This window comes from Streptomyces sp. NPDC006296 (genome assembly GCF_040613235.1).
Lineage (GTDB): Bacteria > Actinomycetota > Actinomycetes > Streptomycetales > Streptomycetaceae > Streptomyces.
On record NZ_JBEXRT010000053.1, the window covers coordinates 25,502 to 38,436 of the forward strand.

Consider the following 12,935-nt stretch of genomic DNA (forward strand, 5'->3'; position numbering starts at 1 on the left):
AATCCGGGGAGGTCTGTGTGTTTGTCCAGCAACTCGAACCCGTAGCCGATTCGCTCGCCCTGTCCGCTCTTGTCGCTTCCTTGCCACTGGTGACCGTTCTCGTCCTGCTCGGTGCCGTCCGGATGAAGGCGCACCGGGCCGGACTCATCGGGCTCGCCGTCGCCGTGCTCGTCGGCTGGCTGGCCTTCGCCATGCCCCTCGGGCAGACCCTGTCCGCAGGGGCGCAGGGTGTGCTCTTCGGGCTGTTCCCCATCATGTGGATCGTCGTCAACGCCCTCTGGGTGTACCGGATGACCGTCCGCACCGCGCACTTCGACGTGCTGCGGCGCTCCTTCGGCCGGGTCTCCGACGACCCCCGCATCCAGGCGCTGGTCATCGCCTTCTGTTTCGGGGCGCTCCTGGAGGCGCTGGCGGGCTTCGGCGCACCCGTCGCGATCTGCTCGGTCATGCTCGTCGCGCTCGGCTTCGACCCGGTGAAGGCGGCCGTCGTCTCCCTGGTCGCCAACACCGCGCCCGTCGCCTTCGGCGCCATGGGCACACCGGTGGTGACACTCGCTCAGGTCACCGGCCTGCCGCTGGACGACGTCGCCACCGTCGTCGGCCGGCAGACCCCGCTGCTCGCCCTCGTCGTCCCGCTGATCCTCGTCTTCCTCGTCGACGGCAGGCGCGGGCTGCGGGAGACCTGGGCCCCCGCACTCGTCTGCGGAGTGGCCTTCGCCGTCGCGCAGTTCGCCGCCTCCAACTTCCTCTCCGCCCAGCTCGCCGACATCGCCGCGGCCCTCGTCGGCGCGGGCGCGCTGATCGCCGTCCCCGCCGCCCGCAGGCCCGCCGACGAGTCCGTCCGCGCGGCCGTGCTCACCGGCGTCCGCACCGAGGACCTCGACCAGGAGGACCCGCGCCGCGAGGTGCTGCGCGCCTACGCCCCCTACGCGCTGATCGTCGCCGTCTTCTCGATCGCCCAGATCCCGCCCGTCAAACGGCTGCTGGCCGAGGCGACGCAGGTCTTCGACTGGCCGTTCCTCGACGTCGCCGGCCCCGACGGTGAACCGGTCGGTGCCAACGTCTTCTCCCTCCCGCTCCTCGGCACCGGCGGCACCCTCGTGCTGCTCGCCGGCCTGATCACCGCCGTCGTGATCGGCGTACGGGCCGGGGCGGCGGCCCGCGAGTGGCTGGCCACCGTGCACGAACTCCGGTACGCCATCCTCACCGTGACCTCCGTCCTCGCCCTCGCCTACGTCATGAACCTCTCCGGACAGGCCGCCACCATCGGCCAGTCCGTCGCGGCGGCGGGCGCCGGACTCGCCTTCCTCTCCCCGGTCCTCGGCTGGTTCGGAGTCGCCGTCTCCGGTTCCGACACCTCGGCCAACGCCCTCTTCGGCGCCCTCCAGGTGTCCGCCGCGCGGGAGTCCGGCCTCTCCCCGGAACTCCTCGCCGCCGCCAACAGCTCCGGCGGGGTGCTGGGCAAGATGATCTCCCCGCAGAACCTGACGATCGCCTGCGCGGCCGTCGGTCTCGCCGGGCGCGAGGGCGATCTGCTGCGCAAGGTCCTCCCCTGGAGCCTCGGTCTGCTGCTGGTGATGTGCCTGGTCGTGACGGCCCAGAGCACGCCACTGCTGAGCTGGATGCTCCCCTGAGCCGAGGTCCGCCACCGCCGGGTAGTTTGGGCGGTCCGCACAGACCCCCAGGAGGACCGGCCGTGGTTGCTGACCTGTCGCAGCTCGTGAAGGCGTACGACGTGCGCGGAGTCGTGCCCGACCAGTGGGACGAGTCGCTCGCCGAGCTGTTCGGCGCCGCCTTCGTCCAGGTCACCGCGGCGGACGCGATCGTGATCGGCCACGACATGCGACCGTCCTCGCCCGGCCTGGCCGCCGCCTTCGCCCGGGGCGCCACGGCACGCGGCGCCGACGTCACCCTCATCGGGCTCTGCTCCACGGACCAGCTGTACTACGCGTCCGGGGCGCTGGACCTGCCCGGCTCCATGTTCACGGCCTCGCACAACCCGGCGCGGTACAACGGCATCAAGCTGTGCCGCGCCGGGGCTGCGCCCGTCGGCCAGGACACCGGCCTGACCGAGATCCGCACCCTCGTCGAGCAGTGGTCGGACCACGGCCTCCCCGCCTCCACCGCCGCCACCCCGGGCACGGTCACCGAACGCGACACGCTCGCCGGCTACGCCACCCACCTGCTGGGCCTCGTCGACCTCGACGGGATCCGGCCCCTCAAGGTCGTCGTGGACGCCGGGAACGGCATGGGCGGCCACACCGTCCCCACCGTCTTCGCGGGGCTGCCCGTGGACCTCGTCCCGATGTACTTCGAGCTCGACGGCACCTTCCCCCACCACGAGGCCAACCCCCTCGACCCGAAGAACATCGTCGACCTCCAGGCCCGCGTCCTCGCCGAGGGCGCCGACCTCGGCCTCGCCTTCGACGGTGACGCGGACCGCTGCTTCGTCGTCGACGAGCGCGGCGAAGGCGTCTCCCCCTCCGCGATCACGGCCCTGGTGGCCGCCCGGGAGCTGGCACGCAACGGCGGCGAGGGCACCGTCATCCACAACCTGATCACCTCCTGGTCCGTCCCCGAGGTGGTCCGCGAGAACGGCGGCACCCCCGTCCGCACCCGCGTCGGCCACTCCTTCATCAAGGCGGAGATGGCCGCGCACGGCGCGATCTTCGGGGGCGAGCACTCGGCGCACTACTACTTCCGCGACTTCTGGAACGCCGACACCGGAATGCTCGCCGCCCTCCACGTGCTGGCCGCACTCGGCGGGCAGGACGGCCCGCTCTCCGGCCTCCTCGACCGGTACGACCGCTACCAGGGCTCCGGCGAGATCAACTCCACCGTGGCCGACCAGGCGGGCCGGCTCGCCGCGATCAGGTCGGCCTACGGCGGCCGCGACGACGTGCGGTTCGACGAGCTCGACGGACTGACGGTGACCGGGCCCGACTGGTGGTTCAACCTCCGGGCCTCGAACACCGAGCCGCTGCTGCGCCTGAACGTCGAGGCCCGGGACAAGCGCACGATGGCGGCCGTCCGCGACGAGGTCCTCGCCGTCGTCCGCGCCTGACCGGCGCGGGGGCGGACGGTGCTCGCGCCTGTTCGGCGGGCGTGACCGGGGTGCGGGCCGTGCTGGCGCCTGTGCCGGGTGTGTGGCCGGTGGGGGTGGGGATGCTCGGGCGCGTCCTGGGTGCGTGACCGGTGGTGCGGGCTGCGCGCGCCCCGTCCCGGGTGCGTGGCCGGGTCCGTGCCGGGGCACGCGCAGGACGGGACGAGCACCCGCATCCCGCGGGCCCGTCGCTCACGGCACCGCCGTGCGTCCCACGGTGCGCCACCGTACGTCGTGGGCACCCGGCCCGACGCATGGCCCGTGGGAGCCGGTCCGCCGGGCCGCGACCCTCTCGGCCCGGCGGTAGGCTGACCACGCCCCGAGCTCCGGGGGACCCGAACCGGGTCCGGACCGGAACCGCACCGCATGCCTGAAGGGACCCACCCCATGCCGCTCGAAGCCGGCCTCCTGGAGATCCTCGCCTGCCCGGCCTGCCACGCAGGGCTCGACGACCGGTCCGCGGCCGAGACCCCCGAGCTGGTCTGCACCGGCGCGGACTGCGGTCTCGCCTACCCGGTCCGGGACGGCATCCCGGTGCTCCTCGTCGACGAGGCCCGCCGCCCCGCCTGACCCGCACCTGATCAGCACGTCGATCGGAGGCCCACCACATGCTCGACGAGTCGTTGCTCGACGCACCGGACGCCCTGGCCCGAGCGGACCGCCGGGGTCTGCTGCGCGGTGCCGCCGAGGCCGGGGCCCGCGTCCGCACGGCCGCCCGGCACGCCGCCGAGGCCGGAGTCGGTGCCCTGGCCCCCGAGGGACGGCCTCGCGCCGTCCTCGTCGCGGGCCCCGGTACCGCGGCGGCCGGCGTCGCCGACCTGGTCGGCGCCCTGGCGGGAGCCTCCGCCCCCGTCATCCCGATCCACCCCACCGGGGTCGCCGCGGCCGCCGGAGCGCTGCGCTGGACGCTGCCGGGATGGGCGGGGTCGGTGGACCTGCTGCTCATCGCCACGGCCGACGGATCGGAACCCGGACTCGCGCTCCTCGCCGACCAGGCCTACCGCCGCGGCTGCACGGTCGTCGCCGTCGCGCCCGTCCGGTCCCCCCTGCGCGAAGCCGTCGACGGGGTCCACGGACTCGTCGTCCCCATGGCGGCCGCCCCGCACGGCGAGTACGACGCCGAGACCTCGGCGGCCGGCCCCGGCACGCTCTGGGCGCTGCTCACCCCGCTGCTCGTGCTCCTGGACCGGGTGGGCCTGATCGACGCGCCCCCGGACATGCTGCAGAAGGTCGCCGACCGGCTCGACCGCACCGCCGAACGCTGCGGACCCGCCATCGCCACCTACAGCAACCCGGCCAAGACCCTCGCCTCGGAACTCGCCGACAGCCTGCCCCTGCTCTGGACGGAAGGGGAAGCGGCGGGCCCTGTCGGCCGCCGGTTCGCCGCCGTCCTGGCCGAGCTCGCCGGCCGGCCGGCCCTCGTGGCCGAGCTGCCCGAAGCGCTGCCCTCCCACGGCGGACTGCTCGCCGGAGCGTTCGCCGCGGGCGCCGACCCCGACGACTTCTTCCGGGACCGGGTGGACGAACCCGAGGCGATGCGGGCCCGCGTCGTCCTCCTCCGCGACCGCCCGACCGGTGGTCTGACGGCCGCCCCGGCCGCCCGTGAACTGGCCCTCAGCCACGACACGGCCATCAGCGAACTCGAACCGGAGGAGGGCAGCCAGCTCGAAGCCCTCGCCGAACTCCTCGCCGTCACCGACTTCGCCGCCGTCTACGCCTCCCTGGCCTCCGACCACCGGGCCTGACGGCCCGCATCCCCGGGGCGGCCACGCCCCCGCGCACCCCACGAGGACACATCTCCATGGACCGGCTCTCCAACACCGTGCGCCCCTACGCCTGGGGCTCCACCACGGCCATACCCGAGCTGCTCGGCACGGCCCCGACCGGCGAACCGCAGGCCGAGATGTGGATGGGCGCCCACCCGGGAGCCCCGTCCCGCCTGACCCGCCCCGCAGCGCCGGACACCGCACGCTCCGGAACGGCCTCCGCGACGGCTTCTGTGGCGGGCGCCGGAACGGCCTCCGGGGCGGGCGAGCAGTCCCTCACCGACGTCATCGAGGCCGATCCCGAACGCGAACTCGGCCCCGCCGCCGTACGCGCCTTCGGCCCCCGGCTCCCCTTCCTGCTCAAGCTGCTCGCGGCCGGCGCCCCCCTGTCCCTCCAGGTCCACCCCGACCTCGCACAGGCGCAGCAGGGCTACGCGGACGAGGAGCGCCGGGGCGTCCCCGCCGACGCGCCCCACCGCACCTACAAGGACGCCAACCACAAGCCCGAACTGATCTGCGCCCTCACGCCCTTCGACGGGCTCTGCGGCTTCCGCAGGCCCGCCGAGGCCGCCGATCTGCTCGCAGCCCTCGGCGTCGACTCCCTCAAGCCCTACGTGGACCTGCTGCGCGCCCTCCCCGAGGACGGGGCCCTGCGCGAGGTCCTCACCGCCATCCTCACCGCGGACCCGGACGAGATGGCGCACACGGCCGCCGAGGCGGCCGAGGCCGCGGAACGGCTCGGCGGCGCACACGCCCCGTACGCCCAGATCGCCCACCACTACCCCGGCGACCCGGGCGTCATCGCGGCCATGCTGCTGAACCACGTACAACTCCAGCCCGGCGAGGCCATGTTCCTCGGTGCGGGGGTGCCGCACGCCTACCTCGGCGGCCTGGGCGTCGAGATCATGGCCAACTCCGACAACGTGCTGCGCTGCGGCCTGACCCCCAAGCACATAGACGTACCCGAACTGCTGCGCATCGTCCGCTTCGAGCCCACCGAGCCGGCGATCCTGCGCCCCGAGGCGGCCCCCAGCGGCGAGGAACTGTACGAGACACCCGTCGACGAGTTCCGGCTGTCGCGCTACGTCCTGCCGCCCGGCGCCGCCCCGGTGGACCTGACGGCCGTCACCCCGCAGATCCTGCTCTGCACGGCCGGCACCCCGCAGGTGGGTGGGATCGGCCTCGCACCCGGCGAATCGGTGTTCGTCCCGGCGGACGAAACAGTCGAACTCACCGGTACGGGAACACTCTTCCGCGCGACCGTGGTGGTCTGACGTACCGCCGTCACCGACGGCTGCAACAATGTCCGGCCGTAACGCGGCGCCCGTGCCGCAGCACCGAGGAAGGGACACCAGGCACCCATGAGCGCGTCAGGCGGAACCAAGGCGATCGTGGCGGCACTAGCCGCCAACCTCGCGATCGCAGTGGCCAAATTCGTGGCGTTCCTCTTCAGCGGCTCGTCGTCGATGCTGGCGGAGAGCGTCCACTCGCTGGCGGACTCGGGCAACCAGGGACTCCTGCTGCTCGGCGGCAAGAAGGCCAAGCGAGAAGCGACCCCGCAGCACCCCTTCGGATACGGGCGCGAGCGTTACATCTACGCCTTCCTCGTCTCGATCGTGCTGTTCTCCGTCGGCGGGATGTTCGCCGTCTACGAGGGCTACGAGAAGATCAAGCACCCGCACGCGATCGAGGCCTGGTACTGGCCGGTCGGCGTGCTGGTCTTCGCGATCATCGCCGAGGGCTTCTCCTTCCGTACGGCCATCGCGGAGTCCAACCAGACCCGCGGCAAGCTGACCTGGACCCAGTTCGTCCGCCGCGCCAAGGCTCCCGAGCTCCCGGTCGTCCTCCTAGAGGACTTCGGCGCGCTCGTCGGCCTGGTCCTGGCCCTCGGTGGCGTCGGTCTGGCCCTGGGCACCGGCAACGGGGTCTGGGACGGCATCGGCACCCTGTGCATCGGCATCCTGCTGATCGTCATCGCGATCGTGCTCGCCGCCGAGACGAAGTCGCTGCTGCTCGGTGAGGCGGCCGGCATCGAGGACGTGGACAAGATCCGGGCCTCGGTGGTCGACGGCGACACCGTGACCCGCATCATCCACATGCGCACGCTCCACCTCGGTCCTGAGGAACTGCTGGTGGCGGCCAAGATCGCGGTACGCGCCGAGGAGACCGCCGCGGAGGTCGCGGAAGCGATCAACGCCGCCGAGACCCGGATCCGTGAGGCCGTTCCGATCGCCCGCGTCATCTACCTCGAACCCGACATCTACGACGAGGCCGCCGCGGCGGCCGGAGCCAACCCGGGCAAGGTCCCGGGCGGCACCGGATCCGCGGACGACACCCCGACCTCCGACGGCACCGAGTCTCCCGGCGGCGGTGCGTCTTCCGGCGAGGCCGCGTCGGCCGACGGCACCGCGCCCTCCGGCAGCACTCCGTCCGACGGCGGCGCGCCCTCCGACGGCTCGGCGCCGTCCGGCGGTACGCCGACGGAATCCGGCCACTGAACCGCTGAGGATCGGCCCCGAACGGCCCTGTGACCCATGCCGCCTCCCGGGCGGACTGGGGCGCACTGGGCCGTTCGGTGTAGATTCGGGGGAGTACCAGACGTCGCTGCTGATGGCGGTCGATCGGTTCGCGCGAGCGGGCCGGCCGAGGGAGAGAGGGCCTCCGACGGACTGCACTGCGGATCGCCCGGGCATTCGTGTGCCCGTGGCCGCCGCAGAGCCAGCCAGTCCACCCTCGACCCACTACGAGGAGCAGCCCGATATGACGACGGCCGCCAATCGCCAGGACTACAAGGTCGCCGACCTCTCCCTCGCCCCCTTCGGGCGCAAGGAGATCACCCTCGCCGAGCACGAGATGCCCGGCCTGATGTCGATCCGCGAGGAGTACGCCGCAGCGCAGCCGCTGAACGGCGCCCGGATCACCGGCTCGCTGCACATGACCGTGCAGACCGCGGTGCTCATCGAGACCCTCGTCGCCCTGGGCGCCGAGGTCCGCTGGGCCTCCTGCAACATCTTCTCCACCCAGGACCACGCCGCTGCCGCCATCGCGGTCGGCCCGAACGGCACCCCGGACGCCCCCGCCGGCGTCCCGGTCTTCGCCTGGAAGGGCGAGACCCTGGAGGAGTACTGGTGGTGCACGGAGCAGGCTCTGACCTGGCCCAACACGCCCACCGGCGGCCCGAACATGATTCTCGACGACGGTGGTGACGCCACCCTCCTCGTCCACAAGGGCGTCGAGTTCGAGAAGGCCGGCGAGGCCCCGGACCCGTCGACGGCGGACAGCGAGGAGTACGCCCACATCCTCACCCTGCTGAACCGCACCCTCGGTGAGGCCCCGCAGAAGTGGACCCAGCTGGCCTCCGAGATCCGCGGTGTCACCGAGGAGACCACCACCGGCGTGCACCGGCTGTACGAGATGCACCGCGACGGCACCCTCCTGTTCCCGGCGATCAACGTCAACGACGCGGTCACCAAGTCGAAGTTCGACAACAAGTACGGCTGCCGCCACTCGCTGATCGACGGCATCAACCGCGCCACCGACGTCCTGATCGGTGGCAAGACCGCCGTCGTCTGCGGCTACGGCGACGTCGGCAAGGGCTGCGCGGAGTCCCTCCGGGGCCAGGGCGCCCGCGTGATCATCACGGAGATCGACCCCATCTGCGCCCTGCAGGCCGCGATGGACGGCTACCAGGTCGCGACGCTGGACGACGTGGTCGAGACCGCGGACATCTTCGTCACCACGACGGGCAACAAGGACATCATCATGGCCTCCGACATGGCCCGGATGAAGCACCAGGCCATCGTCGGCAACATCGGCCACTTCGACAACGAGATCGACATGGCCGGCCTGGCCAAGATCGACGGCATCGTCAAGGACGAGGTCAAGCCGCAGGTCCACACCTGGACGTTCGCCGAGGGCAAGGTCCTGATCGTCCTCTCCGAGGGCCGTCTGCTGAACCTCGGCAACGCCACCGGTCACCCCTCGTTCGTGATGTCCAACTCCTTCGCGGACCAGACCCTGGCCCAGATCGAGCTGTTCACCAAGCCCGAGGAGTACCCGACCGACGTCTACGTGCTGCCGAAGCACCTGGACGAGAAGGTCGCCCGCCTCCACCTCGACGCGCTGGGCGTGAAGCTGACGACCCTCCGCCAGGAGCAGGCCGACTACATCGGTGTCCCGGTCGAGGGCCCGTACAAGTCCGACCTCTACCGTTACTGAGCGGGCCGTCGGCCCACCGCCGGCGCAGCTCTAGCAGCAGGTCCGAGCGCAGGCCCCCGCACCCCCGTGTCGGGGGCCTGCCCCGTACCGCACCCGCACAGCCCGAGGAACCCGAAGGACCCCATGCCCCGCGGCCGTTATTCGCTCCATGATGTCCACGACCACACCCCCCTCGGTGAAGAACACTTCCACTGCGCGCCCGGCCCGTCCGGCTGGCGCTATGTCTCCCAGACGACCGGGCCCTCGGGCGATCACCTGGGTTCCCTCGATCTGGCACTGGACGAGCTCGGCCGCCCCATCCGCCTCGAACTGCACGCGGCCAGCTGGCAGATCCGCGGTGCCGCCCTCGACGGGGTCACCTGGGTACGGACCGATCCCACCGGCACGCACGCCACCGAGGGCAATGTCCGCGCCCACACCTTCTCCGGGACGTCCCCCGCCTTCCTCGTCGCCACCGCCCGGCTCCTTCGCCTCACCCCCGATTCCCCCGCGACCCGCGTCCGTGTGGTCACCTTCACGGACCCGGTTCTCGCCCCCCGCACCGTCGACCAGTCCTGGTCCCTGCTGAACAGTGAAGCGCACGCCACTGACAACGGACCCCTGATCGTGGACCAGTACCAGGTCAACGCCCTGGACACCGGCGAGCAGCACACCGTGCACCTCGCGGGTGACGTGGTGCTGGCGGCTCCGGGCATCGAGCTGGAGAACCTCGAATCCCCGCCCTCGGCCCTGCCCCGGACGCCGCACGGGGATTGAGCAGCGCCCACAGGCACGGGCGGGACCGGCTGGGGCAGGCGTGGCCGGACGGCGGCACGACCGGGGCGGGCCGGGCTGCCCGGAGGAAGCGGTTTCGCCCCGCGGGCGAGCGGTGTCCGGGGTCGAGCCGGGTGGCACGGAGGGCGGACCGCGCGATGCCCGCAGATGGGGCACGGGACCGCCACAGACCGCGCCCGGTCCGACCGGCCCGGCCCGCGCCGGACAGCCCGGGCCGGGAAGGCATCCGGGAGCGTGGGGGACCACGAGGATCAGACGGCACCGGGAGCGCGCCGGTGGCTACGAGGGACCGCGCCGGGGAGTGCGGCAGCTGCGGCGCGAGCAGCCGGAGCCGGGTCGCCCGTGCCGTGACCGCGAGGGCGGACCGCGCCACGTACCCGGCCGCCGCGCCCGCGTACTCTGCGCCGGACAGAGCGCGGCTGCCGCGCGACCGAGGGCGGGGACGGCCGGACACCTCCGGTCCGCGCTCAGGCAGGTGGTGCGAATCCCGTCGCGGTCCGCACCTCAGCCCCGGCCCCTGCGGCCCCGCCCCCCGCGCGGTCGCCGGCCCCCGCGCCGTTCCCGAACCCGGCCGCGTCCTGATCTCTGCCTGTGATGACCGTGCCGCCCCTGCCCGTGCCCGGCGGGCCCGGCTCGTCCCGCCGCGACTCCGGCGACCGGTCGGCGAGTCCCTTCTCGTCTCCCGGTACGAGCCGGGGCGCCGCGTCCTGGCCGCCGCGGCCCGACGCTGCGGCCACCCGCCGGACGTCCCGTACCTGGCGTTCGTTCACCACGGCCGCCAGGTAGGCGGCCGCGGGCACCCCCTGCGGCACCGGAGCTCCGGTGCACGCCGCGAGGTCGGTGGCCAGCCGCGCGGCCATGGCTTCCCGCACCGCCGCATCCAGCTGGTTCATCCGCGTGAGGTACTGCCGGACCGCCAGCCACAGACCGTCCGGGACACCCGAGAGATCCAGCTGGGCGAAACGTCCCGCGAGCCAGGGGGGAGGCGGCGGCGTGCCGGGGGCGCGCCCGGCCGGTACCCGCTCGCGCACGACGAGCGTGCCGGCGAACACGTCGCCGAGGCGGCGGCCACGGGCGGAGACCAGGGAGGCGATGGAGCCCACCACACCGAAGGTCCCCAGGATCTCGACCGCCCCCATCGCTCCCCGCACGAGTGCGTGCCGGAACCGGATCGGGCCGCCGTCGTCCCTGACCACCCGCAGCCCGCAGGCGAGCTTTCCGAGCGAGCGGCCGTGGGTGAGCGTCTCGACCGCGACCGGCCCGCCCACCAGTACGAGCAGGAACGAGGCGACGGTGATCGCCGCTGTCGCCGCATCGTCGAGCGTCGCACTCGCCACGGCGATGCCGAGGGAGAGCACCACGAAGACCGCCAGGAGCACCGCGAGATCGATGGTGATCGCCAACGCCCGGCTGGGCAACCGTGCCGGCTGCAACCCCAGCACGACCGCGTCCCCGGTCACGAGTTCATTCATCGCCACCCACCCCTCGCCACCCTTCACTGCCCCTCGGGGGCACAGTCTGCCAAGCTGACCCGCAGCGCACCGCCGGAGTACGGACCCGTACGCACCATGCCTGGAGCAGCCGCCGCCCATGGACCTCGACGTCTTCGTGACCACGCACCGCATCGAGTGGGACCGTCTGGACCATCTCCTGCACCGAGGGCGGAGCCTCACCGGTGAGGAGGCGGACGAACTCGTCGCCTTGTACCAGCGCACCGCCACGCACCTGTCCCTGATCCGGTCCAGCGCTCCCGATCCCCTGATCGTCGCCCGCCTCACCCAGCTCGTGGCCCGGGCGCGCTCGACCGTGACGGGGACACGCAGAGCCTCGTGGCGCGATGCCGCCCGGTTCCTCACGGCCGGCTTCCCCGCCGCCGTCTACCGGTCGCGGCACTGGTGGATACCCACGGCAGTGCTGTCCACCCTGCTGGCGGCACTCATCGGCTGGTGGATAGGCACCCACCCGGAGGTGCAGGCCTCGATCGCCGCACCGGAGGACCTGCGTGCCATGACCCGCCCCGGCGGCGCGTACGAGACGTACTACTCGAGCCATCCGGCCGCGTCGTTCGCCGCGCAGGTCTGGACGAACAACGCTCAGGCGGCAGCCATGTGTCTCGTACTGGGTGCCTTCCTCGGTGTGCCGGTGATCTGGATCCTCTTCGTCAACGTGCTCAATCTGGGGGTCGGAATCGGACTCATGTCCTCCGCCGGCCGGCTGGACACCTTCCTCGGCCTCGTCCTGCCGCACGGACTGCTCGAACTCACGGCCGTCTTCGTCGCAGCGGGGACAGGGCTCCGCCTCGGGTGGACCGTCATCGACCCCGGGCCACGCACCCGGCGCTCGGCGCTCGCCCAGCGAGGGCGAGCCGCGGTGGGCATGGCCATCGGCCTGGCCCTGGTGCTGTTCGTCTCCGGTGTCATCGAAGGCTTCGTCACGCCGTCCGGCCTGCCCACCTGGGCGCGCATCACCCTGGGTGTGGCGGCTGAACTGGCGTTTCTCGCCTACGTCTACGTGCTCGGAGGCCGCGCGGCCCGAGCCGGCGACACCGGAGACCTGGCAGCCGGGGAGAGAAGCGCGGAGCTTCCCGCCGCTGCCTGAGTGCCGATGTGCGTGCAGGGCCCGTGGCCTGCTAGTCTCCTGGTCGCCCACAAAAAACTGTTGACACAGTCCGCGTGGGGAGGTAGATTTTAACGGTTCCAACGAGCTGGACAGCTCGGACGGGGACGTCTAAAGTTCAACTCGCTCGTGCAGAGGACATGATCCTGGCCGGGCCGATCGATTCCTCTCTTTCGAGCAGACAGTCGGATTCATTTCGACCTGATTGCTTCTGATAAAGTCGAGTCAGCCGAAAGGCAAAGGCCACTCCGCAGGCCGCTGGATTCAGCTTCGGACCGGAAACGGGACGGAAAAGAGTCTGGTAAAGTCGGACTCGCCGGAAAGGGAAACGCGAAAGCGAAGAACTGGAAAGCGAATAGAGCGGTACCGCAGGATCCCGCTTCGACCGGGAATCGGACGCGAAAGAGTCTGATAGAGTCGGAAACGCAAGAACGAAGGGAAGCGCCCGGAGGGCCCCG

Annotated in this window: 10 protein-coding genes; 9 read left to right on the forward strand and 1 reads right to left on the reverse strand. The window is 72.2% G+C overall.

All coding sequences use genetic code 11. The features are described 5' to 3' along the window. Positions 1–17: 17 nt before the first annotated feature. The 8 genes from ABZ172_RS27170 to ABZ172_RS27205 all read left to right on the forward strand — a co-directional run bounded on the left by ABZ172_RS27170 (position 18) and on the right by ABZ172_RS27205 (position 9,843). Positions 18–1,634 carry an L-lactate permease gene (locus tag ABZ172_RS27170; RefSeq protein WP_356887471.1) on the forward strand — a complete coding sequence of 539 codons (1,617 nt, stop codon included), beginning with the start codon at positions 18–20 and terminating at the stop codon, positions 1,632–1,634. Between the two features lie 62 nt (positions 1,635–1,696). Then, on the forward strand, positions 1,697–3,064 hold the full coding sequence (locus ABZ172_RS27175; protein WP_356887473.1) for a phosphomannomutase/phosphoglucomutase: 1,368 nt from the start codon (positions 1,697–1,699) through the stop codon (positions 3,062–3,064). Positions 3,065–3,490: 426 nt separating this feature from the next. After that, positions 3,491–3,673: a Trm112 family protein gene (locus ABZ172_RS27180; protein ID WP_356887475.1), complete on the forward strand. Its 183-nt coding sequence runs from the start codon at positions 3,491–3,493 to the stop codon at positions 3,671–3,673. Positions 3,674–3,711: 38 nt separating this feature from the next. Beyond that, positions 3,712–4,848 (forward strand): SIS domain-containing protein, encoded by a 1,137-nt coding sequence (locus ABZ172_RS27185; RefSeq protein ID WP_356887477.1) that lies wholly within the window; start codon positions 3,712–3,714, stop codon positions 4,846–4,848. Positions 4,849–4,904: 56 nt separating this feature from the next. Then, a complete protein-coding gene (manA, locus tag ABZ172_RS27190; RefSeq protein WP_356887479.1) occupies positions 4,905–6,143 on the forward strand; it encodes a mannose-6-phosphate isomerase, class I in 1,239 nt (412 codons plus the stop codon). 87 nt (positions 6,144–6,230) lie between these two features. Next, on the forward strand, positions 6,231–7,367 hold the full coding sequence (locus ABZ172_RS27195) for a cation diffusion facilitator family transporter (protein ID WP_356887481.1): 1,137 nt from the start codon (positions 6,231–6,233) through the stop codon (positions 7,365–7,367). Between the two features lie 262 nt (positions 7,368–7,629). After that, positions 7,630–9,087, forward strand: a complete 1,458-nt coding sequence (ahcY, locus tag ABZ172_RS27200; RefSeq protein WP_356887483.1) for an adenosylhomocysteinase — start codon at positions 7,630–7,632, stop codon at positions 9,085–9,087. Positions 9,088–9,210: 123 nt separating this feature from the next. Continuing rightward, positions 9,211–9,843 carry a hypothetical protein gene (locus tag ABZ172_RS27205; protein ID WP_356887485.1) on the forward strand — a complete coding sequence of 211 codons (633 nt, stop codon included), beginning with the start codon at positions 9,211–9,213 and terminating at the stop codon, positions 9,841–9,843. A gap of 485 nt (positions 9,844–10,328) precedes the next feature. On the opposite strand, the gene ABZ172_RS27210 is transcribed toward ABZ172_RS27205, so the two are convergent. Continuing rightward, entirely contained in the window at positions 10,329–11,333 is a 1,005-nt protein-coding gene (locus ABZ172_RS27210) for an RDD family protein (RefSeq protein WP_356887487.1), read from the reverse strand. Positions 11,334–11,451: 118 nt separating this feature from the next. On the opposite strand from ABZ172_RS27210, the gene ABZ172_RS27215 reads away from it, so the two are divergent. After that, the gene (locus tag ABZ172_RS27215; protein WP_356887489.1) at positions 11,452–12,459 is read left to right on the forward strand and encodes a stage II sporulation protein M; all 1,008 of its coding nucleotides are present in this window, start codon (positions 11,452–11,454) and stop codon (positions 12,457–12,459) included. The last annotated feature ends 476 nt before the right edge of the window (positions 12,460–12,935 follow it).

Bases quoted from the DNA above. Each gene is read 5' to 3' on its own strand.
- ABZ172_RS27180 (WP_356887475.1), top strand. From the start codon at position 3,491: ATGCCGCTCGAAGCCGGCCTCCTGGAGATCCTCGCCTGCCCGGCCTGC.
- ABZ172_RS27210 (WP_356887487.1), bottom strand. From the start codon at position 11,333: ATGAATGAACTCGTGACCGGGGACGCGGTCGTGCTGGGGTTGCAGCCG.
- ABZ172_RS27215 (WP_356887489.1), top strand. From the start codon at position 11,452: ATGGACCTCGACGTCTTCGTGACCACGCACCGCATCGAGTGGGACCGT.
- ABZ172_RS27195 (WP_356887481.1), top strand. From the start codon at position 6,231: ATGAGCGCGTCAGGCGGAACCAAGGCGATCGTGGCGGCACTAGCCGCC.
- ABZ172_RS27205 (WP_356887485.1), top strand. From the start codon at position 9,211: ATGCCCCGCGGCCGTTATTCGCTCCATGATGTCCACGACCACACCCCC.
- ABZ172_RS27185 (WP_356887477.1), top strand. From the start codon at position 3,712: ATGCTCGACGAGTCGTTGCTCGACGCACCGGACGCCCTGGCCCGAGCG.
- manA (WP_356887479.1), top strand. From the start codon at position 4,905: ATGGACCGGCTCTCCAACACCGTGCGCCCCTACGCCTGGGGCTCCACC.
- ahcY (WP_356887483.1), top strand. From the start codon at position 7,630: ATGACGACGGCCGCCAATCGCCAGGACTACAAGGTCGCCGACCTCTCC.